The organism is Paenibacillus lupini, assembly GCF_011761355.1.
Lineage (GTDB): Bacteria > Bacillota > Bacilli > Paenibacillales > Paenibacillaceae > Pristimantibacillus > Pristimantibacillus lupini.
Genome location: NZ_JAASRW010000002.1, coordinates 1 through 21078, shown reverse-complemented (window position 1 = coordinate 21078; position 21078 = coordinate 1). Strand labels below are relative to the sequence as shown.

At 51.1% G+C, this 21078-nt stretch carries 18 protein-coding genes and 1 rRNA gene; 5 read left to right on the top strand and 14 right to left on the bottom strand.

What is annotated here, in order from left to right:
• Window positions 1–12: 12 nt before the first annotated feature.
• The 3 genes from FHS17_RS05950 to FHS17_RS05940 all read right to left on the bottom strand — a co-directional run bounded on the left by FHS17_RS05950 (window position 13) and on the right by FHS17_RS05940 (window position 3242).
• Window positions 13–897 (bottom strand): carbohydrate ABC transporter permease, encoded by an 885-nt coding sequence (locus FHS17_RS05950; RefSeq protein WP_167276590.1) that lies wholly within the window; start codon window positions 895–897, stop codon window positions 13–15.
• Entirely contained in the window at window positions 890–1786 is an 897-nt protein-coding gene (locus FHS17_RS05945) for a carbohydrate ABC transporter permease (RefSeq protein WP_167276586.1), read from the bottom strand. Before FHS17_RS05945 ends, FHS17_RS05950 begins: the two co-directional genes overlap by 8 nt.
• Window positions 1787–1859: 73 nt before the next feature.
• Window positions 1860–3242 carry an ABC transporter substrate-binding protein gene (locus FHS17_RS05940; protein ID WP_167276582.1) on the bottom strand — a complete coding sequence of 461 codons (1383 nt, stop codon included), beginning with the start codon at window positions 3240–3242 and terminating at the stop codon, window positions 1860–1862.
• 372 nt (window positions 3243–3614) lie between these two features.
• Here FHS17_RS05940 and FHS17_RS05935 point away from each other — a divergent pair, with 372 nt between their 5' ends.
• The gene (locus FHS17_RS05935) at window positions 3615–4676 is read left to right on the top strand and encodes a Gfo/Idh/MocA family protein (protein WP_167276578.1); all 1062 of its coding nucleotides are present in this window, start codon (window positions 3615–3617) and stop codon (window positions 4674–4676) included.
• 23 nt (window positions 4677–4699) lie between these two features.
• Window positions 4700–6277: an FAD-dependent oxidoreductase gene (locus FHS17_RS05930; protein ID WP_167276575.1), complete on the top strand. Its 1578-nt coding sequence runs from the start codon at window positions 4700–4702 to the stop codon at window positions 6275–6277.
• A gap of 92 nt (window positions 6278–6369) precedes the next feature.
• Here FHS17_RS05930 and FHS17_RS05925 read toward each other — a convergent pair whose 3' ends face one another.
• From FHS17_RS05925 to FHS17_RS05900, 6 genes are all read right to left on the bottom strand, one after another.
• Complete coding sequence (locus FHS17_RS05925) at window positions 6370–7215, bottom strand: sugar phosphate isomerase/epimerase family protein (RefSeq protein ID WP_167278154.1); 846 nt, start codon at window positions 7213–7215, stop codon at window positions 6370–6372.
• Complete coding sequence (locus FHS17_RS05920) at window positions 7205–9952, bottom strand: glycoside hydrolase family 10-like protein (protein WP_167276571.1); 2748 nt, start codon at window positions 9950–9952, stop codon at window positions 7205–7207. The genes FHS17_RS05925 and FHS17_RS05920 overlap by 11 nt, the downstream gene beginning before the upstream one ends.
• A gap of 232 nt (window positions 9953–10184) precedes the next feature.
• Window positions 10185–11051 (bottom strand): metallophosphoesterase family protein, encoded by an 867-nt coding sequence (locus FHS17_RS05915; protein WP_167276566.1) that lies wholly within the window; start codon window positions 11049–11051, stop codon window positions 10185–10187.
• Window positions 11048–12010, bottom strand: coding sequence for an ROK family protein (locus FHS17_RS05910; protein ID WP_243865216.1), 963 nt, complete (start codon window positions 12008–12010; stop codon window positions 11048–11050). Before FHS17_RS05910 ends, FHS17_RS05915 begins: the two co-directional genes overlap by 4 nt.
• A 35-nt stretch (window positions 12011–12045) precedes the next feature.
• Window positions 12046–12915 carry a MurR/RpiR family transcriptional regulator gene (locus tag FHS17_RS05905; RefSeq protein WP_167276562.1) on the bottom strand — a complete coding sequence of 290 codons (870 nt, stop codon included), beginning with the start codon at window positions 12913–12915 and terminating at the stop codon, window positions 12046–12048.
• 149 nt (window positions 12916–13064) lie between these two features.
• Window positions 13065–13763 (bottom strand): N-acetylmannosamine-6-phosphate 2-epimerase, encoded by a 699-nt coding sequence (locus FHS17_RS05900; protein ID WP_167276558.1) that lies wholly within the window; start codon window positions 13761–13763, stop codon window positions 13065–13067.
• 176 nt (window positions 13764–13939) lie between these two features.
• Here FHS17_RS05900 and FHS17_RS05895 point away from each other — a divergent pair, with 176 nt between their 5' ends.
• Window positions 13940–15517 (top strand): DUF4127 family protein, encoded by a 1578-nt coding sequence (locus tag FHS17_RS05895; protein WP_167276554.1) that lies wholly within the window; start codon window positions 13940–13942, stop codon window positions 15515–15517.
• A 103-nt stretch (window positions 15518–15620) separates the two neighbouring features.
• On the opposite strand, the gene FHS17_RS05890 is transcribed toward FHS17_RS05895, so the two are convergent.
• The 3 genes from FHS17_RS05890 to sigK all read right to left on the bottom strand — a co-directional run bounded on the left by FHS17_RS05890 (window position 15621) and on the right by sigK (window position 17874).
• Entirely contained in the window at window positions 15621–15893 is a 273-nt protein-coding gene (locus FHS17_RS05890; RefSeq protein ID WP_167276550.1) for a hypothetical protein, read from the bottom strand.
• A 272-nt stretch (window positions 15894–16165) separates the two neighbouring features.
• Window positions 16166–16357, bottom strand: a complete 192-nt coding sequence (locus FHS17_RS05885) for a hypothetical protein (RefSeq protein WP_167276545.1) — start codon at window positions 16355–16357, stop codon at window positions 16166–16168.
• An 818-nt stretch (window positions 16358–17175) separates the two neighbouring features.
• A complete protein-coding gene (gene sigK / locus FHS17_RS05880; protein ID WP_015845870.1) occupies window positions 17176–17874 on the bottom strand; it encodes an RNA polymerase sporulation sigma factor SigK in 699 nt (232 codons plus the stop codon).
• Window positions 17875–18081: 207 nt separating this feature from the next.
• Here sigK and FHS17_RS05875 point away from each other — a divergent pair, with 207 nt between their 5' ends.
• Both FHS17_RS05875 and FHS17_RS05870 read left to right on the top strand, forming a co-directional pair.
• Window positions 18082–18285 (top strand): hypothetical protein, encoded by a 204-nt coding sequence (locus tag FHS17_RS05875; RefSeq protein ID WP_167276541.1) that lies wholly within the window; start codon window positions 18082–18084, stop codon window positions 18283–18285.
• Window positions 18286–18589: 304 nt separating this feature from the next.
• On the top strand, window positions 18590–19936 hold the full coding sequence (locus FHS17_RS05870; protein WP_167276538.1) for an Nramp family divalent metal transporter: 1347 nt from the start codon (window positions 18590–18592) through the stop codon (window positions 19934–19936).
• Between the two features lie 48 nt (window positions 19937–19984).
• Here FHS17_RS05870 and FHS17_RS05865 read toward each other — a convergent pair whose 3' ends face one another.
• Both FHS17_RS05865 and FHS17_RS05860 read right to left on the bottom strand, forming a co-directional pair.
• On the bottom strand, window positions 19985–20623 hold the full coding sequence (locus FHS17_RS05865) for a cell wall hydrolase (RefSeq protein ID WP_167276533.1): 639 nt from the start codon (window positions 20621–20623) through the stop codon (window positions 19985–19987).
• 360 nt (window positions 20624–20983) lie between these two features.
• A 23S ribosomal RNA gene (locus FHS17_RS05860) occupies window positions 20984–21078 on the bottom strand; the annotation flags it as partial.

Below are 21078 nucleotides of genomic sequence, written 5' to 3'. Positions count from 1 at the left end.
TCTTTGTGTGCGCTAACCCTTCACCGCGCCGACCATGCCGTTAATAAATTGCTTTTGGAGGAACAGGAAGATGATGACAATCGGCAGAATCGATATAATCGTACCGGCCGCGATATAAGGGAAGTTATACGCCAGCGTGCCATTAAGATATTGAAGGGCCGGGCCAAGCGGATACTTGCTTTGATCGTCGAATACAATTACCGGCCAGATCAGACTGTTCCAGAAGGCCATAAAGTCGAAGATGAGAACGGTTGCCACGGCCGGGCGGATCATCGGCAGCATGATGATGAGAAAAATCCGGAATTCACCGGCGCCATCCACACGCGCGGAATGCTCCATATCGTTCGGAATCGTAATAAACGCCTGCCGGAGCAGAAAAATATTAAACACACTGATCGCAGAAGGAAGCACGACGCCGAGCATCGAGTTGTATAAGCCGAACTTGTTGATAATGATAAAGTTGACGATCATCCCAGCCGCATTCGGCAGAATCATCGTGCTGACAATCGCATAGAAGATAAAACTGCGGCCCGGGAACGAAATGCGCGCAAGCGGATAAGCCGTAATCGTACACAAGAGCAGGTTAAGACCGACTCCCAGCACGGTCATATAGACCGTATTCCAGATATAATGCCACAACGGCATAATATTGAAGACATCGATGAAATTATCGAACGTGATCGGGTTCGGAATAAACTGCGGCGGGAAAGCGTATACGTTATCGCCTGTTTTGAGCGCGGTCGAGAGCAGCCAAAGGAACGGCCCCAGACAAATCAGCGCGGTCAGGATAAGCAGCGGGTAAAGGATGAGGGGCGCGATGAGCTTCTTCGCAAACCTTCTCTTCCTCGTTCGACTGCGGTCACGCTCCGGCGATGCCAGGGAGGCGGCTTCACTCATAATAGGTCAGCCCTCCTTTTCGCGTATAACGGAACAGCAGGATCGTCAGGACCATAATGAGCAGTGATACGACTAGACCGACTGCAGCCGAATAACCGAAGTTAAAGTCCTGGAAAGCCAGCTTGTAGGTATAAACGCTGGTGACGAGTGTTGACGATACGGGGTCCCCTTTCGGCCCATGCATGACGAATATCTCGTCAAATACGCGAATGGCGCCCATGACGGACATTAAGGAACATAACAAGACAAAAGGCATCAGCAGCGGGATCGTAATGCGCCAGATTACCTGCAGCCAGCCGGCACCGTCAATACGGGCTGCCTCCTGAAGCTCGGACGGGATCGACTGCAAGCCCGCCAAATAAATCATCATGTAGTAGCCAAGGCCCTTCCAGATCGTGACGCACATGACGCCATAAAGCGCCAGCTTCGGTTCGGCCATGAAGGAGATCGGCTCATCGATTACGCCTAAGGTTTCAAGAAAGTAGTTCAAGATTCCCTGCTCTTCGAACACCCACTTCCAGGCGATCGCCGCCGCAACCATCGAGGTGACGACAGGAATGAAATAGGCGACCCGGAAGAACTGCACGAAACGAAGCTTGTTATTCACCAGTACGGCCATAAGAATCGATAGAATCTGAATGACCGGGACGACGATGACATAGAGGAGCGAATTTTTAAGAGAGATCCAGAAATCTGGGTCGTGGAATGCTTTATCGAAGTTTTTGAATCCGACCCAGTCCGTCGTATCAACGGCGGAATAGTTCGTGAATGCCAGGGGCAGGCCGTAAATAACCGGATAAAAGGTAAATACGATGAGCAGAATCACGCCTGGTGTCAGCATCATATACGCGAACCGGTACCGCCGCTTCCGTTCCTTGGATGCCGCCATCCCCACCCTCCTTTCGCTTCAGCTGTCAGGTAAGAGCGGGCTTAGCGCCCGCTCCCTTAAGAAACTTAGCAAATCAGTTCTCCGCATTAATCTCATCGAGCTTCTTCTGCATGTTCTCCTCTGCGTTCTTCAGCATTTCCTCCGGCGTTTCCTTCCCAGTCAGCATCGCCTGCCAGCCCTTCCACAGGAAGTCCAGCACTTCGCCCTCATTACGGATGCCAAGCGAGAAGTCTTGTGCCTGCGAGGCCATTTGGGCGGTGATGACCTTGGCCATCGACTCCGAATCGGTCCCTGCTTCCGTGAAGAAAGGATCCGCAGCCGCTTTCTTGGTCGAAGGCAGGATGTTGACGATCTTCGCAAACGCTAACTGAGACTCGTCATTCGTAATAAAGTTCGCGAATGCGATGGCCTCCGGATGATTCTTGCTCATGGTAGGAACAACGACGTTCATGAGGCCCGCTTGATACTTGCCGCCTGGCTTGAGGGAAGGCATCTTGGCGACGAGCGTTTGGTCATAGATATTCTTCGCATTCGTCTTCACACGGTTGAGGAACTGTGCGCCGGTGATCAGCGTCGCGATTTGGCCGGACTGGTATTTATCCGTCGCGTAGTTGGCATCCGCACTGATGCTTTCCTTCGGAACGATGCCCTTATCGTAGAGCTCCTTGCTCCATTTCGCCCAAGCGAGCGCTTCCGGCGTATTGACGATAATTTTGGTTTTGTCCTCGCTGATGATCGGCACGCCCTGGAAGTAGAAATCCGCAGGCGGATTATAGCTTGGGACAAAGCCGTATTTGCCGGTCTTTTCTTTGATGGTGATGGCTTGCTGCTTCAGCTCTTCCATCGTAGTTGGCGGCTTGTTCGGATCAAGTCCGGCATCCTCATAGATTTTCTTGTTATACGCAAAGACGGAGAGTCCATAATACCATGGGAAAGCATAGGCGCTATTGCCAAGCTTGGTCGAGTTGTAGAGGTCTTCGAAGTAGATGGAGCGTTGTTCTTCGGTCGCTTCTGCGTTAAGGTCGACGAGGGCGTTCTTGCCGGCAAGCGTCATCGTCATGCCGGTATTCAGATTGACGACGTCCGGAGATTTCCCGCCTGCGATGGAGGTAAGAAGCTTGTTCTCCATGGCGCCGTATGGCAGGTCGGTCCATTTGACGGTAATGCCGGGGTTCTGATCTTCAAACACTTTAATGCGTCCATTGATATAGTCGTCGAAGTTCGGGCTGAGCGAGATCGTCCAGAAGCTAAGCTCAACCGGCTCTTTCTTCTCGGGCTCCTGCTTGCTGCCCTCGCCCTCTTCCTTCGTGTTATTCGACGCGGCACTCGGCGTTGCCTCAGCATTCTGTTTGGTGTTATCGGGGGTATTGTTCGAACCGCTGCAAGCTGCAAGCAGCGAAGACATCATCATCGTAACGGCAAGGATCGTGGCAGACTTACGGATTGTACGCTCCATCTATGAGCTCCCCTTCTTTACGCTAGATTATGAACCGGCCTTGTAACCTCTAACCTCCATGAAGTGTGCAAAAAGCTTCCAAATGCGCTGGACTCGCCCCCTTTACGATGATCGCATCAGGAGCAGGAATGCGGGCATTCCTGCCGTTTACGAACCTCCGGCTGCCTGAATTCACGGTGTGTAAGAAGCGGTTCGCAGATTTGAGTTTCCACCTTTTTCCTATCTTAATGTTAAATGGAGCGAATGAGAGAGTCAATACATTTTAGGAAATTTATTTCTTTTTTTTGAAAAAATCTGAAGGAATATTCCACGCGTGCAAAGAATAGCTAGTAAAGGATGGGTAATTGCGCAAATTATGGAGGAGGCTAAAGAATGGGAAAGCTGAAGGTCGGAATTGTCGGGGCCGGCTCAATTTCAAACATGCACTTGCAGTCGTATGCCAGGAATAAAGACGTCGACATCACTGCTGTTTGTGATTTAAACGAGAACCGTGCGCAGGATAAAGCGCAGCAGTTCGGCGCGAAGTACATCTTCACCGATTACCAGCAAATGCTCGCCAAGGCCGAGCTCGATGCGATCAGTATTTGCACCTGGAATAACAGCCACGCTCCGATCAGTATCGCCGCACTTGATGCGGGCAAGCATGTTCTTGTCGAGAAACCGCTATGCAAGACGCTGGCTGAAGCACTGCTCGTTCAAGAGGCCGTGGAGCGAAGCGGCAAGCTGCTCCAGGTTGGCTTCGTGCGCCGTTACGCCTCCAATACTGCCATCTTGAAGCAATTTATCGATCACGGCGAGCTCGGCAGCATCTACTTTGCCAAAGCAACCTGTCTACGCCGTCTAGGCAATCCCGGCGGCTGGTTCTCGGACAAGGAGCGCTCCGGCGGCGGTCCGCTCATCGATCTTGGTGTGCATATTATCGACTTGTGCTGGTATTTGATGGGCAGGCCCAAGGTGGTTTCCATCAGCGGCAATACCTATCACCAGCTTGGCAACAGAAGCCATATTCAACATTTATCTTTCTATAAAGCGGCGGATTACGATGCCAGGAATAATAACGTGGAAGATTCTGCCAATGCTCTAATTCGCTTCGAAGGCGGCGCATCCCTGCTCGTAGACGTCAGTTTCACGCTTCACGCCAAGGAAGACGAGCTGACGGTCAAAATTTACGGCGACAAAGGCGGCGCCGAAATCGAGCCTAAGCTTGCGATCGTCGGCGAGAAATACAACACCATCGTGAACCTGCAGCCGCAAGTGGACAATTTATCCTTTGATTTTAACGCCGGCTTCCAAAGCGAAATCGACCACTTCGTCGACAGCTGCCTTGGGCGCAAGGAAACGTTAAGCCCTGTCCAGGATGGCGTGGAGATGATGAAAATGCTGTGCGGCATCTATGAGTCCGCTTCTTCCGGCCGTGAAGTTCGCTTCGATTAACCCATCCGCTTGGAGGTATACGTATGAATCGAGAATTAACAAGCGATCTCGTCATCATCGGGGGCGGTATCGGCGGCTGCACGGCCGCCCTTGCCGCAGCCAAGATGGGACTTCAGGTACTCATGACGGAAGAAACCGCCTGGATCGGCGGTCAGCTGACGAGCCAAGCTGTCCCTCCCGATGAGCACAGATGGATCGAATCGTTCGGCTGCACCCGAAGCTACCGGCAGTTCCGCAATCGCGTACGCGATTATTACCGGCGCAACTTTCCGCTCTCTCGGGAAGCTGCCGCAAACGACCGGCTGAATCCCGGCAACGGCAACGTTAGCCGGCTTTGCTTTGATCCGCGCGTCGGTCTTGCCGTGCTGGAAGAGATGCTGGCACCCTATATCCATAGCGGGCGGATCACCGTTCTCAACCACTATCGCATCACTGGTGCGGAAACAGACGGCGACTCGATTCGAGGCGTCACCGTCAACCACACGTTAACCGGCGATAAGCTTCACCTCTCCGCGCCAACCTTCATTGATGCAACCGAATGCGGAGACGTCCTTCCGCTTGCCGGGGTTGAATACGTGACGGGAGCCGAATCGAGAGAAGAAACGGAAGAGCCCCATGCGCTTGCCGGCCCCGCAGAGCCGCAGAATATGCAGGCTTTCACCTATTGCTATACGGTCGAACACATAGAAGGCGAATCTCACATCATTGACCGGCCGCGAGATTATGCGTTCTGGCGTTCCTATCAAGCCGAGTTTTGGCCGGAAAAGATGCTTAGCTGGACCTATCCGCAGCCGATTTCGCTTCAGCCCGTTCAAGTCACTCTGCTGCCGGACGGCTCGGGCCGGTTTCCCTTTTTTCATTACCGCCGCATTACGGACCGCAATAACTTTGTCCCGGGCACGTTCTCCGGCGACACGTCGCTCATTAACTGGCCGCAGAACGATTATTGGCTCGGCTCTATCATCGATGTGAGCGAGGAGGAGCGTGAGCGGCATTTGGAAGCGGCGAAGCAGCTCAGCCTTTCCCTTCTCTATTGGATGCAGACGGAAGCGCCCAGGACGGATGGCAAAGCCGGTTATCCAGGCCTACGGCTCCGGCGTGATGTCGTTGGCACACAAGATGGACTGGCCATGGCTCCCTATATACGGGAGTCGCGTCGGATCCGCTCCGAGTTCACGGTACTGGAGCAGCATATCGGTGCGGAAGCAAGGCAGGGCGCTGCTGCCGAGCTGTTCGCCGACTCGGTCGGCATTGGCGCTTACCGGATTGACCTCCACCCGACCACGGGCGGAAATACGTTTCTGGACATATCGAGCCTTCCGTTTCAAATTCCGCTGGGCAGCCTCATTCCCATCCGGGTGAGAAACCTGCTGCCCGCCTGTAAGAACATTGGCACGACCCATATTACGAACGGCTGCTACCGGCTCCATCCCGTCGAATGGAATATCGGCGAGGCGGCCGGGTATCTGGCCGCCTACTGCAAACGAACCGGAACGACGCCGCACGACGTGCGCGCGAGCGCAGTCCATCTGGCAGACTTCCAGTCCTTGCTCGATCAAGAAGGGATCGAGCGGGCATGGCCCGTAATGTCTCCGTTATAGCAGCAATCGTAAAGAGCCGGACCGAGGCGATCGCCTCGGTCCGGCTCTTTTCTTGCTGAACGAGACGGTTTCTATCAGGTTCTATCAGGTTCTCAAAGTCTATCCAGCAGTCCGCTCACATAGTCCACCGAACGCATCGACCCTTCGGTCGGTTCCTCGCTGCCCTCAAATTCGACCGATAACCAGCCCGGATAACCGTGATCGGCGATCTGTGCGAGAAGATATGGCAGCTGAACGTCGCCTTCGCCTGCAACCGTACCGACATAGCGTTTGCCGCCGAGCGACTGGTAGACGACAGCCGTCGTTTCCCCTTCGATATACTTGAAATCCTTCACGTGAACATGGCCGATCACATCAATCAGCTCATGAACCGCTTCATTCGGAGGCTGATCGACGAGTAGAAAATTCCCGCAGTCAAACGTGCTTCTCAGATGGGGCGAACCGATCTCCGTAATGACCGACATCACCTGGTCGCTTCGGCCGGCGAATACGCCATGGTTCTCCAGACAAAGGATGACGCCTTTCGTCTTAGCGTAAGCTGCGGAGGCGCGGAGGCCTTCCTTGACATACTTCATCCCGGTCGCGACATCCATGGAGCCGTCGTATGGCAGGTCGCCGGAGAACACCCGAACGATACGGGTTCCGAGTGCCACGGCGCTGTCGATCGCATCCGTCACTTCCTTCAGCTGCTTGGCGCGTTCCATAGTTCCTTCGACGGCAAAATTGTTGCACGCGCAGAAGCAGGCAATCTCCAGGCCAAGCCGCTCTGCTGCGGCTAGAATCTGAGGAAGCTCCTGATCGCGGTCGCGCCAGAAAACGCTGAGCAGCTCGACCCCTTGCGCTTTCGTCGTCGCCGCATATTCCAGAAAGTCGATGACGCTCCATTGCCCGGCGTACCAATATTTGTGCACGCTCCACATACTGAGGCTAATTTTCATCACTCGTCAGCCCTTCCATTCCGTTTCCTTCGCTGCCATTCCCCTTCTGCTGCTTGGCAAGATAGACGTTCACCATCGTCTGGGCAACATGAAGGTCACGTTTCATGCGTGCCGCAGCATCCGGATTGACGAAAGCGCTCTTGTCCAGCTCTTTCTCAATTTTCTTGATCGCGTTAGTCACGGTATTCGCTGCGCTTCTGCTCATCGCAGAATCCTTCTCGAGCTTGCGCGCCGATGATTCAAGCTCCTTCACGATTTTGTCCGCATCAGACTTACTAATCCCGCCGAACGGCACATAAATCTCGTTGATCTTGCGGATCATCTCCGTAAACAGCGTCGAGAACGGCAGCGTATACCGGTAATCCGGCTTCACCGCTTCATTGCGGAACACGCCGAGCTTAAGCGGCTCGTCATAGCCATAGTTGAAGAGGCCTTCGAATTCGAACAAGGCGTTGCCGACAGCGCCGTTCTGCACCGTTTCTTTCGCTTGGTCCAGCACCGCCGAGACCGGATTCCCCTGGAAGCTGTCGATCCCGGAAGAAACGAGCGCATGGTCTTTGGCAATATCCAGCGTCTTGTTCAGATCATCGATGACGACGGAGGTTCCTGACGCATACGACATATGGAACAATTCGTCGATCAGATTATGATCGAGCCAGTATTTGGTCTGCTGCGCATGAGAGTCCGGCGCATCCTCGTAATTCGGCCATACGGATGCCGTAATTTGCAGGTCCGGCTTGATATGATGCGCTTCCTGCACGACGCGCTCGACCCATGTGTTAATGATGTTCGCACGGAACTGAAGCCAATTACTCCACATCTGGCCATCGCCAGGATGAAGATTGATCGGATCATTTGCCTCACCGTATATCTTTTTGAATTCCCCGCGTGTATAGTCGTCGTAGCCAAAGTCATTCGAATAATCGCCTGACCCCGGATAACGGGCATAGTCCAGATGCAGGGATGCCACATCATATTTCGTCAGCAGATCCTTATAGACATTCGATACAAAATCCCGTGTCTGCGGGAGCGCCGGATTCAGCCAATACCATGGCACGCCGCCTCCGCCTACTTCATAATCCGTTCCGTCCCGCGTCGTCAGCCGCCATTCCGGATGGTTGACCACCGATGGTCCGCCCGCGAAGAAGTTTTCGACCCAGGCATGAATTTCAATGCCTGCTTTCTTCCCTTCGTCGATATAAGCCTGAAGGACGTCAAAACCGTTATACATCGGATTGAGCTCGGTCAACTTCCCTTTATCATCACTCATTTGGATCGGCCAGGTCGTATAACCGTCCCACCATGTTTCGAGATAGATGGCGTTAATGTTGATCGCCTTGAGCTTCGCCACATTGCTGCGCACCTGTTCGACGCTCGTTTCCTTCGGACGGAGCCAAATGCCGCGCGTTTCCACTTTGTTCGATTCAAAGTTCAGATACATCGTGTTCGTCAACTCGACATTCAGGGATTGGAGCAGATCAAGCGCAGCATCGATCCCATTCTCCGCCAACACCTGCTTGGCTTCCTCGAACAGCGCTTTATCTTCGGACAGCTTCGCTTCGATCTGGGCATACGGCACATCACGGAATTCCCGTTTGGACTGCGTGATCTGCGCTTCGGCCACCGCAATGTTGATCGCCGCTTTATCCAGATAAGACTCCGGCGTAAAAATAACAGTCACTCGTTTCGTCGCCCAGTTAATCGCCACTTTGGCCCCGACCGGCGCATTGTTATTCAGCCATTCGCGCTGAATCCCGTGACCGGACAGTACATAACCGCCCTGCGGAATCACGGTATCATTGCTGCCGTTCGAGATGACGAAGCCGCCGGCATTGATCGCGATCTCGTTCCCCCAGCCGTTCGTGCCGGTTCGATCGCCGTAGGTGCTGTCATAGATAATTAACTGGTCGGCGCCCCTGTAGCCAGGGAAGGGTGTGCCGTCCACGTCGCAGCCGGCCGGATTATCCGTACACGTTTTCGGGTTTACGACATCGAAGGTCGCAGCGGAAGCCAGATATTGAGGGCTGCCGATCACCATTTCGATCGTATCGCCGGCTTTTACCTTACCGACTAACAAGTCATAGGATGCATTCCCGCTCTGAATGGAAAGAACCGCGCCGCCCGCTGGAATCGGCGAATCATTGTCGTTCGGGTAGGTATTCTCGGCCACATGTGTGACGATGCCGTCCACAACGGTGAGCTCCATACCCCACGGATTGGTTTGGGTCGAGGCGCCGTATTCCGGTGTATACAAGATGGCAGCGCCGGCTCCGCGTACCGTGTTCGTCTCCGTAATCGCGGTCGTTACGCCACCTACGGAGAAATATTGATTCGGCAGCACCGGGATATTGATCGAGGTTGTCGTTACAATTTGCCCGACCGTCACCTCTGACAAAGCGGCCTGCATCGTACCGGATGCGGAGATGACATAACCGTTCGGCGGAATGTAGGTGCCTTTGGCCCCAACCGTATTGACGGATGCTACAATATCACCAATAACGAGATATTCCGTAGTAGCGGTGTCAAAAGGCTTCGTTGCATTACCATAGTTCCGGGTAAAAATCGCAAGCGAGTCCGTTGTCCGATCCTGATCGACCAGCTGAACCGCAAGCGGATCCTTGCCTTCGACCTGTAATTGCGGGGTTTCTGCAGATGGATCGGCCGCGGCAGCCGTCCCAAGCGAAGTGAAAAGAAAAATAATCGATAACAAACATGAGAGCAGCGGTTTTTTGTTCAAATCCGTACTACCTCCTTATTTGTACAATGGTTCCGATCTTCAGGCAGGCGATAAATGCGGAAGCGAAGATATGTGCGGTCATTTTCTGGAGTCATATGGGGATCTAGTTGAGGTTGAAAGATACAGCGGGCAATGGAGACCGATCACCTCCTTAATAAAGTAAATTTCTTCACCGGAACAATAATTAACGGTATAATTCTCTTTTCTCAGACGGACGGCAGCCTTATCCACCTTATGGCGCTGCACTTTGTATGAAGCTTGCTTGCGCCAGCCACGCCCGTTTATCATGACGCCGGCCTTTCATTCGGACCTCGCCATCTCTAACTTCCACCAATAGGCTTTCGCTGATCGAACCTGAAAGAGGAACATCCAGCTCGCTCCAAGGCCGGCGAATGGAGGAGCTGTTCAACCTTGCGAAGCCGCCTTGTCCTGCCAGATAGGTTCCGCGGTTTAACAGCTGATGATGCGTGTGCCCCGCAAACAAAATGACTTCCGGATGGGCGGACAGCAGCCGTTCCAGGCGCTCCCGCTGCATGACCTCTTCAAGCGGCTGGTGCAGGAACACGAACACTGGCTTGCGAGACCCTGCTTCGGATTCACCGCTGTTCTCCAGAAGCTTCTGCCCCAGAAACGCCAGCTGGTCATCGCTCAGCCATGCATGCTCGGTCATCCCTTCGGCGTCATCCCGATAGCATTCCCCTCCGAGAAAAATAAAGTGATAACCGTGAAGCCATTTATCATAATAGGGGGCATGCAGCTGGAAACGGTCCAGAAACAGCTTCAGCGCTTGCCTTGAGGACCAGCCATTCGGGAACGTATCCATCGACCACTTGCGCGAAGGCAATTGTTGATACCACATGCGATAGTACTCGTGGTTGCCAATGGTCACATAGACAGGACAAGGCGCATGAGCTGCCAGTAATCGGAGCAAGGTCGAATAATCCTCATCATGTCCCTCGGTAAGATCCCCATTGATGACAATCACGGACGGCGGCTGCGGCAGACTTCCATAATCAAGAAGCGCCGAGATGAGACGATCCTGGGACTCCAGATCCCAATCTTGAACATGGATGTCGGACATGACGGCAAAACGAATCATCCCGCTCCCCCCTCGCCCCGTAATTCTAATACAGAGTAGTGCCACATCTGCAGGGCGGCACCGATCACACCGGCATGGTTGCCCGCGGCGGCCGGCTCCAGCTGCACGGCCTTCCACATCGCCGCAGAGGTTCGCCGCTCCGTTTCTTGCCGGATGGAATGAAGGAATCGCTCGCCTGCCTCCGCTACGCCGCCGCCGATAATGACCGCTTCCGGATTGAACGTATGGATAAAGCCGCTTATGCCCGAAGCTAACGCCCTGATCACGATATCCATGACTTGGTTCGCCTGAGAATCTCCCGCCAGCCAAGCTTCTATGACTTGCCGCGAATCCGCGAACGAGAAGGAGCCCTCTCTGGCGATTCTCGCAATTCCAGGGCCGGAAGCATAAAGCTCCAGACAGCCGCGGTTACCGCAGGAGCATCGGGGGCCGTTAAAATCGACGGACACATGACCCAATTCGCCTGCCCCGCCATATGTGCCGCGTACCAGCTTGCCGTCCGCGATAATAGCGCCGCCGATTCCGGTTCCAAGCGCCAGGCAAATAAAATTGCGCAGCCCGCTTGCCGCTCCAATCCGCTGCTCGGCGACAGCTGCACAATTGACGTCGTTATCCACGATAACAGGTAAATCGGGAAACCGCTCCGCTGTTCTTGCCTTAATCCGGGTTCCCGTCCACCCGGGCAACGTATCGACCGCAAATGCAACGGTACCGGTGGAAAAATCAATCTGCCCTGCGCTGCCGATGCCGATTCCTTGGATCGCAGCGGATTGCGCCGCGCGAGGGGCCGAATCCAGCATGCGCTCAATACTCTGCAGCACCCGCTCCATCACGCTGTCCGCCCCCTTCGCGGAATCTGTCGGCAATTTCTCCTCCACATAGATACGTCCCTGTCCGTCTACCAAGGCAGCATGAATTTTCGTCCCGCCGATATCCACGCCTACCGACAGCTCCAGCATCCTTATCCCCCTCGCGGCAAGGCAGCGGTCCCGCTCTAGTAGAGCTTATCCGCTACCGCATTCGCTGTTCTCGTGATCGAATCGCTTGTTTCGCTTTTCTTCTTCGATGTGATAATGGTCGACAAGATGTCCAGCATGTGAATTTGTGCCATTTTGGTCGACAGTGCGCCTCCCTGAAAGGGCATTTCCCGTGATGGAATGAGCAGCACGGTATCCGCATAGTTCGTAATCGGCGACCTCGCATGACTGGTCAGACAAATGACGGTAGCGCCATTACTCTTCGCCTGCTTGATCGGATCGACAAGATCCTTCGTGCTGCCAGAGGTCGAAATGCCAATGACCACGTCTTCCTTATCTACTAGCGCGGCTGACATCGCAATGATGTGGGCATCGCGCTGCGCTTCCACCTTGAAGCCCAGACGCATGAGCCGATAATGGGCATCCAGCGCGGTAATGCCCGAAGATCCGACGCCGTAAATATAAATCTGCTTCGCGCCTAATATCGATGATACCGCCTGATCAATCTGTTCCAGGTCCAGCAGATCAAGCGTGCCCTTCAGAACATTCTCATTGTTGAGCGTCACTTTGCGGGCAATTTCCATCGGTTCGTCTTCATCATCGATTTCGCCGCTGGTATAGCTCGGCATATTGACCAGATCCTGTGCGATGGATAGCTTGAAGTCATGATAGCCGCGAAAGCCAAGCGTTCGGCAGAACCGAATGACCGACGTTTCGCCAACCCCGGCCGTCTCCGCCAAATCCGTAACCGTGGCAAGAACGGCCTCTTCCGGATTGTTCTGCACCGCGTCGGCGACCTTTTTCTCCGCTTTGGTCATCGAGGAATACACGCTTGATATCAAGAGCAGCGTATTGGTGGAATTATTAAATTTGCGCACTTTTTTCATTATTTCTCTCCCTTGTTCATTTCCGTTTATTAATGAAAGAATAGATGATAGGCGCTGTACTCGCAAGGGATATTCCACTCTAGCCGGATAATCTCGGAAGAAAACTCCTCTATTTAAGAGCATAGTAAGGAATAAGCGGGGGGATGAGTTTAATTGTTAACACGTTTGTGGATTGCTCTGACGAATCTTCTCGTAATCTCCTGCGGCCTCGTAATCGCAGTGCCGACGACAACTCCGTAAGCCCCGGCTTCGAAGCACCGAATCATATCATCTACGGTCCAAATCCGGCCTTCAGCCAGAACCGGCACATCGCTCAATCCCGCCAGCCGTTCTACCAGCTCAATGTCCGGCCCTTCCATCTGGGTGCTGTAAGGCGTGTAGCCGGACATCGTCGTTGACACGACGTCGACCTTAAGCTCCATCGCCCGAACGCCTTCTTCATAGGTCGAGACATCGGCTACAATCGGAATATCTGGAAACGTGCTCCGAATCTGCTCAAGAAGCGCAGAAAAGTCTTGCCCGCCCGGTCTATGCTGATCGGTTGCATCCAGTGCGATTAGATCGGCTCCGGCGGCGGCCAGCTCCTCGACTTCTCTCATCGTCGGCGTAATGTAGATTTGGCTGTCCGGATAGTTCTTCTTATATAAACCGATGACCGGCAGCGAGCAGCGTTGTTTAATCGACGCTACATCCTTCGGCGTATTGGCCCGAATCGCCGCCGCACCGCCTTTTTCGGCTGCAACTGCCATAGCGCTCATAATGTCGGATCCAAACAGAGGCTCATGCTCTAACGCCTGGCACGAGACGATACATCCGTTTTGCAGCTTCTTAATGAGCGATCGTTTCATCCTATCCGCTCCTTTGGCTATGGAAGTAACAGTTACTGGTATTTGTAACCATCATAACACCGTCCCGCCGCTAATGGAAGAATTGTTTTTTTATTTAATTGTTTTTGGATATATTCTCTTTTATTTGGATGCTATAATAAATAGGCTTCCACAATTCGGTATTGGAGGAAATTCATATGTTCCAGGTTGCTTATTTACCTTTAGATGAGAGACCTTGCAATGTACAATACCCGCTTGAGCTGGCACGACTTGCCGGTATGACCGTTAACTCCCCTTCCATCCGCATACTCGGTCAGAAGAAACAACCAGCTGAGCATACCGCAATCGAGCAGTGGCTGCTCGGCGCTGCGGAGGACGCGGAGGCGCTGATCGTCTCGATCGACATGCTCGTCTATGGCGGCATCGTGCCCTCGCGGCTGCATCATTTTACGCAAGAAGAGGCATTAGCCAAGCTGCAGTTGCTCCGCGAACTGAAAGCCGCCTGTCCTTCCCTTAAAATCTTCGGCACGAACTTGATCATGCGCACGCCTTCCTACGACAGCGACGACGAGGAGCCTTCCTACTATGCGCAGTACGGAAAGCTAATCTATCAGTATTCTTGGTTACAGGACAAAAGAACCCATCATCCACTCCAGACTTCCGAGCAAGCCGATTGGGATCATGTACAGAAAGCCATTCCAACTCTTGTGCTTGAAGAGCATTTGAACCGCCGAAGCGTGAATGCGGCAGTCAATGAAGCCTCCATCATGCTCGTTCAAGAGAACGTGCTTGACATGCTCATTATCCCGCTCGACGACAACGCCGAATTCGGCTTCACCGCCTCCGAACGAAACAACCTGATCGCGCTAGCCGACAGCCTGAATTTGAATGACCGCATCCATATCTATCCGGGAGCGGACGAAGCAGGCTGTACCTTGATGAGCCGGGTTTTCTGCGATCTCCATCATTTCGAGCCGGAGCTGTATGTCCGATACTCCTCCACGCTTGGCCCTTCCATCATTCCAAGTCTCGAGGACCGTACGCTCGGCGAAAGCGTCAAAGCGCACGTCACCGCAGCCGGCGGGTTCATCGGTGATTCCGCAAGCGAAGCCGACCTCATTCTTATGGTTCATTCGCCTGCAAACGGACAGAATGCCATCGCCGGCGGCTCGACTCCGGTTTGTGAACGGCATCGTTCGTATTTCTCCGAGATCAATCCCCGTGAGTTTACGACGGCACTCCGGCGATATCTGGGCAAAGGCAAGGCCGTTGCACTGGCGGACGTAGCCACATTGAACGGGAGCGATCATTCGCTCATGCAATCCCTATCAACCCTCGGGCTACTCGGTTCCATCCATGCCTATGCCGGCTGGAATACATCCGGCAATACCCTTGGAACGGTCATTGCCCATGGAATTATTGAAAGTTATTATATGCGGCAGCCGCAGGCGGACAGCGAGGCGCGAGGACGGTACAGCCGGGAGTTCTACATTCAGCGCCTGGTTGAAGACTGGGGATATCAATCGATCGCTCGATCTCAGATTCATACCGCCCATCTTCCGGCAATCGGAGGTACCTATTTCGACATCTCCGGCCAGTACGATCAGGTCGTTGAGCTTGTAAGATCCATGCTTACCGTATTTACCAGCAAATATTTGAAGGACTTGCAGCCGGAGCGGATTCAGCTCTGCGACCTTCGAATGCCTTGGAAACGGATGTTCGAGGTTGGTTTTCATGTCCGGCTGGAGAGCCGGGAGGAAGTGGCGGCCGAATAGCCGCGATATAACCAAACAAGCACACATGAACGATGATTCGCTCGTGTGTGCTTGTTTTTACCGGAAGGAACCGATGAGCGATACGGCAACTAAGGCGACATTGTTATTCGTATGGACGGGATGGGTAATGGTTGAATGTGCGCCATATTTCATCTACCAGCTTCAGCCGGTCCTTGACGCTGCGGGCAATGTCTACCGCCTGCTGAATGTCGGCGGCAAGCCTGCAGGTAGACGGAATTTGGCCAAGGCCGATGGCAATGATCCGCTCGTTATCGGTTTCGGTGAAAGCCGCCCCAATCATGGCCGCGATGAACGCAAGCTCCGGCTGGCCCGCAACCTCAGGCGTCCGCTCTAATTTGCGCGCCGATCCACTCACGGTACGGATTGAGGTACGTGCGCACCCACTCGTTTTTGGTTTGCCAATCGTCCGGTTTATAACTGCTCATATGGCTCGTTACTTGCGCGAAGTTTAAGTACGCCTGCGTCTCCGCCGTACAGACTTGACCGTAGGGCAGATGCTGGTACCAATGCTTGCCGAGCGTGTACGAATCCCAATTATGGCCGTGAAGGAATCCATTCTTCCATAGGGTATCACACACCTAATCAATACGAACGTATGCACCGTACTGCGGCCTAATTCTCTCGGTTTTATGTGTCTAATTTATTGACAGAGGTACAGAAACGAGTTATAAAAAATTCAATTGATGGAAACTCTTTTTCAATCTGAGGAGTTATGTAAATCTCTTCTATAACATTCGGCACAAGCACATTGAAGATACCACCAATAATAATATGCCCTAAAATATCTGTACCAGAAATAACAACAGACTTACTATTCATCCTCTTTCCCCTGTTTCTTTTCAGGTATTATATCTATGAGGGGGATACTTAATAGATTTTCAAGATGCATAACTTTTCTTGAAGTCAATCGATTATTATGAATGTTATCAACTATACTTTCCATGAATTAGGACGGTATACGTGAAGAGTTGGATGGACTCTTGAGTTAATAAAATTAGATGCTGTGGATCTTCTTTTGTGCTATACGATTTAAATTTGGTCATCTGAATGTCGGATAAGATATGAAATTTATTCAACATCCGTACAGTTTGAATATAACTAACTCCGAAGTGATGCTGAAGGTGTAAAATGTTCTGTAAAGTAATTTTCTCGTAGTAATTAATATCAAAAAGAGTTAATGCCTTCCATACGCTTAATCATGTATTGATACTCTTGGTCAGGAAGTTCCTTTAGTCGTATATAGTCCTTTAGGTCACGTAATTATTTATCTCTTCGATAAATTAATGGGTAACTAAAGTTACCCATGGACGAAACAATGACACGCACGCTTTAATCCTTACCTCGCTTCTCTAAGCTGTCCAATTAGCCGCTGAACATATTTATTGTTGTAGCCTTTCCTCGATTCATTCACCATATCAATAATTAAAATGGCCACCAACCCCTCAACTGTTAGTGAAAATTCCGGATCCATTTCTTCCATAGATATAAGTAGCTCTGCTTTGTAAATCGATCGTTTCCTAGCGGGGACTTTTATACGCATCCAGCCTAGTCGGCATCTGAAGCTCAAAAACAAGCAAAAAAAGGACGGATCGAGTGAGATCATCTCGATGGCGTCCTTTTGCTTCAGTATCATAAGGTCACTTCTTCGCCTTATAAAACTCATGATAAAGCTTCATCAACGCCCTTTTCTCAATCCGCGAAACATAACTCCGGCTGATACCAAGCTCCTTCGCAATCTCCCTCTGCGTCCGCTCATCCCCACCATGATCCAGGCCAAACCTGCCGCGGATCACTTCCTGCTCCCGCTCATCGAGTATATCGAGGTTGCGGTAGATCTTGCTCTTCTCGATCTTCAGCTGCACCCGGTCAACAACGTCGTCGGCTTCTGTGCCGAGGATGTCGATCAATGTAATTTCATTGCCTTCTTTGTCCGTACCAATAGGGTCATGCAAAGAAACGTCTTTCCTAGTCTTCTTCAAAGAGCGCAAATGCATAAGTATTTCATTCTCAATACAACGAGCGGCGAATGTCGCGAGCTTCGTCCCCTTACCTGTCTGAAAACTCTCGATTGCTTTGATAAGCCCAATCGTGCCAATCGAGATCAGATCCTCAAGGTCTTCCCCGGTGTTGTCGAATTTTTTTACAATGTGCGCGACTAACCTCAAATTATGTTCAATCAACAGATTGCGCGAATGCGCATTGCCCTCTGCCATCAACTGCAGATGCTTCATCTCTTCCTCTTCATGAAGCGGCTGCGGAAAAGCATTATTTTTCACGTACGATACGAGCAGCGAAAGCTGCTTAATGAACAAAGCAATTGCAGCAAACAGTCCCATATTCCTGCACCCCCATAAGCTGGATTACCAGGGGCATGACATACCACTGGTTCACGATGAAGTCGGTTCTACATTGTATGTAGGCCACGGCCTAGAAGTGCATGTACGTAGAAATTCGTCGAATGACATCTGTTTGGCTTTTCCTCAAATCGGGTAAACTACCTCAAGACCAGTAGCAGAGTGACGTGCAAAAGGAGGCTGTCTAAAATGAGTAAAAAGAAGCACGATGATGAATATAACGAGATGTATAATGAAACATCCAATACCGTTGCAGGTATTAATACGCCAAAGAACCACGAAAGCTCAGGACCTCTGGATATGGTCAGCGATGCTGTTGAAGAAATCGTCGATCATGTTCAAGAATCATTTGATAGCCACTATGAGGAGCTTCCTACTCATAAACACGACTAATCAAGTTAAGGCTGTTCCCAAGCGGAGCAGTCTTTTGCTTATACATCACTTACATAGAGTATTGATTAACATAATGGGGCAGTATAACTGCAACCACACAAGTCCCATTAATCCATCACTATATATGATCTTTATGATCTTCACGAAAAAGTTGTCATTGACAAAAAAAGTTGCACTGGTACAATAAATTTAAAGCAACATTCAGAACATTCCTACATACACCTATGTATGTGGTTTTTTTTACAAAATAAGTTGCACTAAGGCAACATTATTAGTCTAAGGAAAAGACAAGAGGTGATTCACGATGGTAGGACCATCCGCTACAGGCTCGCAAGATGATGCTTGGAGAACAAAAGGCTCTCAACCTTCTCTCCCCGAGGTACATGGCTCGCTTCGCATTCCAATGAAAGGCTCATGGCTCAAAAAATTTCTCGCCTTCGCAGGACCGGGTTACTTGGTTGCGGTAGGCTACATGGATCCAGGGAACTGGGCCACAGATATTGCAGGAGGCGCCATGTTTGGCTACACCTTACTGTCTGTTATCCTTATTTCCAATCTGATGGCGGTCCTTCTACAGGCATTGGCAGGCAGACTTGGGATTGTAACAGGCCGGGACTTGGCGCAGGCTTGCCGCGATCATTACAGTAAACCAGTCGTTTTCGGACTCTGGATCTTGTGTGAGCTTGCGATTGCAGCTTGTGACTTAGCCGAGGTTATTGGCTCAGCCATTGCGTTAAATTTATTATTCGGAATCCCGATCATATATGGCGTTATTATAACCGTACTTGATGTCTTTATCGTACTGCTGCTTCAGAACAAAGGCTTCCGTTATATTGAGACCTTGGTTATCGTTCTTATTTTCACGATTGGTGCGTGTTTTATTACGGAGATTTTCTTCGCTAAGCCAGACACATCCGCCTTATTTGCCGGATTTATTCCTAGTCATCACATCATAATGGATCCAACTATGCTTTACATTGCGATCGGTATTCTCGGTGCAACGGTGATGCCGCATAACCTGTATCTGCATTCCTCTATCGTTCAAACTAGGCGCATCGAGCAAACAGAGCTTGGTAAACGTGAAGCGATAAAATATGCAACATGGGATTCTACAATTGCTTTGTTCTTTGCCCTGTTTATCAATGCTGCCATTCTGATCATCTCTGCTGCAACCTTTAACAAAGCGGGCATGACTGAGGTAGCTGACATTAGCGAGGCTTATGATTTGTTGACACCTTTGCTTGGAACAGCTGTTGGCTCGGTCTTGTTTGGAGTTGCTCTACTTGCATCCGGTCAAAACTCGACCTTAACGGGCACTCTAGCCGGCCAGATCGTCATGGAGGGATTCCTGAACATTCGGATTGCCGCCTGGCTCCGCCGCTTGATTACACGGCTCATCGCCGTTATTCCAGCCGTTATTGTAACAGCCATATACGGAGAAAGTGGTACAACGGATCTACTGATCTTAAGCCAGATTATCTTGTCATTCCAGCTCTCTTTTGCCGTTATTCCGCTCATTCAATTCACCAGCGATAAGAAGAAGATGGGCAAGTTCGTTAATCCACTCTGGGTTAAGCTGCTAGCCTGGTTCGTAGCAATTATCATTATTGGACTGAATATCTACCTGCTGTACAAAACCTTCTTCGGATAAAACAAAGGGCCTGTCATTACGATAATCGTAACGACAGGCCCTTTCTATTTACTTCGTAAAGACATGATTCCCGATCTTCACTGTTACTGGACGAGACTTCATCCACTTGGAATCTGTAAGTTTAGGGTTGTAAAAATACAATGCTCCACGCGTTGGATCTATGCGCTTCGCAGCATCCTTTGATGCATCTAGTGCACTGACTGTTGGCATATCCCAGAACTGTCCGTTACTCACTACGCTGAAAGCGCTAGGTGCAAAAATAACGCCGCGAATTGTACCTGGGAAACCATTAGCCTTGGTCCGATTCAAAATAACAGCAGCTACGGCGATTTTCCCTTTATAGCTTTCGCCTTTCGCCTCTGCATTCACGACTCTCGCCATTCGAGATAAGTCGGAGCGGTCAACCGTAACTTTATGCAGTGCATGCAGCGTAACGGAACCCGCAACACCATCAGCTTTCAGGCCTGCTCCCTTTTGAAAGGCTGCAACAGCCGATTTCGTCGAAGCGCTAAAGTATTTTGTAATTGAACCTTTATAATAGTCCAGCATGTAGAGTCTTTCCTGTAAATCTCCAACCTCACTACCTTTGCTGCCTACGGTTAATGATGCGGCTGAAGCCTGAAATGGCAGACAGAAGATCGATGCCATCAGCATCGTTAAAGCAAGTAATCCTAACTTTCGTTTCATCAAGCAAATCCCTCCAGAATGTAAATAGCCTAAGTTGTTCTTGGGCTCACGAGTATACCATAACTATCCTGAACATCATAATTAACTAGAATATTCTAATCTGTTCTAATATAATTCTCATTCTATGATGTTCTTCCATGAATATACTCGTTATTTAATATATAATTCGTATTATTATTAAGTTATCGGAGGGTTGAAATGATTATTAATATCTTTTAACTTTCCTTCAAGCCTCTTAAAACAACAAAAAGGCCTGCCGCTAATGCGACAGACTTTTCTTGGCTTGCGCCTTGAAAACTGGATGCGAATGAATGAAACTTAAGCAATTTATATCACTTGCGATTAACACGCAAGATTTTTTAGGATAAGCCCTCGACCGATTAGTATTCGTCAGCTCCACACATTGCTGTGCTTCCACCCCGAACCTATCAACCTCGTCGTCTTCAAGGGGTCTT